Source organism: Blautia massiliensis (ex Liu et al. 2021), assembly GCF_052064225.1.
Taxonomy (GTDB): domain Bacteria; phylum Bacillota; class Clostridia; order Lachnospirales; family Lachnospiraceae; genus Blautia_A; species Blautia_A fusiformis.
This window is the reverse complement of sequence record NZ_JBQHWA010000069.1, coordinates 1-2,297: the sequence shown is the minus strand read 5'-3', so window position 1 is coordinate 2,297 and position 2,297 is coordinate 1. Positions and strand designations below refer to the sequence as shown.

General features: G+C 42.0%; 2 protein-coding genes and 1 pseudogene. All 3 read right to left on the bottom strand.

The genetic code is table 11. The features are described 5' to 3' along the window. Window positions 1-292: 292 nt before the first annotated feature. Complete coding sequence (locus tag ACTNDQ_RS15255; protein ID WP_441064986.1) at window positions 293-856, bottom strand: ImmA/IrrE family metallo-endopeptidase; 564 nt, start codon at window positions 854-856, stop codon at window positions 293-295. Window positions 857-1,004: 148 nt separating this feature from the next. Next, window positions 1,005-1,589, bottom strand: coding sequence for a LysE family transporter (locus tag ACTNDQ_RS15250; RefSeq protein WP_441064987.1), 585 nt, complete (start codon window positions 1,587-1,589; stop codon window positions 1,005-1,007). A gap of 89 nt (window positions 1,590-1,678) precedes the next feature. Beyond that, window positions 1,679-2,161: pseudogene (locus ACTNDQ_RS15245) on the bottom strand (LysR substrate-binding domain-containing protein); the annotation flags it as partial. Window positions 2,162-2,297: the final 136 nt, after the last annotated feature.

Here is a 2,297-nt window from a genome sequence, read left to right as displayed (position 1 = left end):
TGTGGTGGTCTTATTTTGATACCCAATTTTCAACCTGTATAAAATTTTCAATGTTCTTTCAATTTAGCCTTGACTTTTTATTTGCAGGCTTGATATTGGCTGCCCTAATGGTCTCAATTCCTGCTGTTTCCATCCGAAGGATAGACAGCTGTGAAACAAACCATTCGTCATTTTTGATCCAGTTGAGAGAATCACTCATGATCACTCTATCATAGGCACAGCCAATGATAAGTCCTATGACGCAACCCATGATAACTTAGAGGATGACACCCATCAAGATATCCATAACAGGTCAGGGCTTTCCGCTGTTGATGAACCACATCGCCCGATCTACTTCTAACTGGGGCATCAGAATGGCAGCTCCCAGCGAATTGGCCTGCCACTCGTTCCAATCTTCCTGCGTTCTCAGGACACGGGAACCGTTTCCACGCACTTCCGGTCTCTTATGGCAGGCTATCTTTCGTTCATCAGCATCCAGCTGAAACCGTATCTGGTGAGCACACTCATGTGCCAGCGTAAACCTGCGTTTTCCGCAGAGTTTTCGAATATTTCCCGGTTCAATGAAGCTCTTGTCCAAAACCACATCATTGGTTTTCAGGAAGATGCTCCTCTGACTTCCATCAACCTCTATCTGATATTCTGTATCCACATATGCGGTCAGACCATAGATGCTTCCGTCCGAGGACAGCTTTTGAAATGACACCTTCAGATTCAGATAATCGGATGCAAACTGATCAATGGGTGTCGGAAGCGCGAATCTTGCCGGATCATCTACTTCGCTGCCGAAAAAGGACTTTTGAAAATCTCTTATCACTGCAATAGCGATTTCTTCTAATTTTTTCTGTGAAAGGATCATAGGCACTGCTCCTTTGCTTCAACAAACCATTTTTCATCTTCGTTGTACAGGAAACTCTCATGCCCACCGATCATGATTTGCAAAATACGTGGAATGAATAACGCCGGTACTGGATATCAAAATCCCGCACCGGCGTTATTCATTGTAATTATCTTAACATTCCCCAAATACACTCCAGTAATGTTAGTGCAAGGATAATGTTAATAACACGGAAATGCCGCAGATAAAACTTCTGAATCAGTACGCCCAAGCCAATCCAAGTACAGGTTGCGATCGTTCCGATCGTTGCAATAACCAGCTCAAAAAACAGCAAAGCCGGAAAAGAGGACATATATCCTACAACATAACCCGTTAGTGCGGTAACTCCGAACATATAGATCTTCACATTGACAAATTGCAGCATGAAGCCTTTCAGAAACGATGCGGATTGCTCTGTGTTTTCTAAGGTCTTCTTACTGAAAGCAATATGAATCGCAAGCCACAGGATATAGGCTACTCCGATGTACTTCATCACTCCCATTACATTTGGAAGCAAAGAATTAACCCCATATACGAAAATTGCACATATGATTTGTACTACATAGTAGCCTGCAAAAATTCCAAAGAATAGCGGCTTTCCTTTTTTATATCCATAGTTTGTTACGGTATTTAATGCCAGAATATTTCCCGGTCCCGGTGTAAAGGCATTTACAACACAATAAATCAGAAAATTGCCCAGTACCGCTATAGGCATAATCATCAACCACCTTTCTGCTGTTATTATATCAGCAAACAGCGGTACATACATAACACCTATTTTATATGATTATCCATAGCCTATAGCTATGGATTGGCTGGAGCATATTTCCGCAATTCTTCCAGATAGCTTTTTCCAAGTTCACTCAATTCCTGATTTTCATTCAGCACATATCCAATATGCATTGTTTCATTTTCTGCAAGCGGAACGGAGATGATATTTTCTCCGTTCAAATATTTCGGGAAAATGCCACTTGAAATAGTATAGGCATTCAGTCCGAGCATGAAGTTGACAATAGCTCCTCTGTCATTGACCCGAATTTCCTTATCCACCGGGATGGAGCTGAATAGTTCCTCTGAAAAATAGACAGATTCATACTCTCCCTGTACAAAGTTTAGCCGCGGATACGGTGCAAGGTCATGGACGGAAACTACTTTTTTCGATGCCAACGGGTGATCTTTTTGCAAAAAAACATGAGGCTTTGCTGAAAATAGCTCGGTAAACACCAGATGGTTTTCCTCTATCACTTTCCGCATGACGACTTCGTTTTCATGCGATAAATAAAGGATACGTGAACTACTCGGCAACTTAGTTACCAGAGCATCTGAAATCTAGCGGGATACCGCCTTTTTTCAGGGTGCGTCCATGACACCAATACTGCTTGCCTTTCGGCTATACAGCTACTTTTATTATTTCTGGATTTTT

What these genes read in the sequence shown, in the direction of transcription:
- ACTNDQ_RS15255 (WP_441064986.1), bottom strand. Translation starts at nt 856, where the DNA reads ATGATCCTTTCACAGAAAAAATTAGAAGAAATCGCTATTGCAGTGATA.
- ACTNDQ_RS15250 (WP_441064987.1), bottom strand. Translation starts at nt 1,589, where the DNA reads ATGCCTATAGCGGTACTGGGCAATTTTCTGATTTATTGTGTTGTAAAT.